This is a genomic window from Burkholderia sp. SIMBA_051 (genome assembly GCF_046534915.1).
Lineage (GTDB): Bacteria > Pseudomonadota > Gammaproteobacteria > Burkholderiales > Burkholderiaceae > Burkholderia > Burkholderia ambifaria.
Genome location: NZ_JAWRXS010000968.1, coordinates 1 through 233 on the forward strand (window position 1 = coordinate 1; position 233 = coordinate 233).

Annotated in this window: 1 protein-coding gene; it reads left to right on the forward strand. The window is 61.8% G+C overall.

The annotated features are described in order from the left end of the window. On the forward strand, positions 1-233 hold a 233-nt coding region (locus SB771_RS37370; RefSeq protein WP_410722327.1), incomplete at both ends, for a DUF779 domain-containing protein.

A 233-nucleotide genomic window follows, 5' to 3' on the forward strand; every position in this document is an offset into this window, starting at 1 on the left:
CGTTACCGCCACGCCCGCCGCGCTCGCGCTGATCGAGCAACTCGCGCGCGAGCACGGCTCACTGCTGTTTCATCAATCCTGCGGCTGCTGCGATGGCAGCGCGCCGATGTGTTTTCCCGCCGGGGAATTTCTCGTGGGCAACGCCGATGTGCAACTCGGCGAGATTGGCGGCGTGCCGTTTTATATGACCGCGTCGCAATTCGAGTATTGGCAGCATACGCAGTTGATCATCG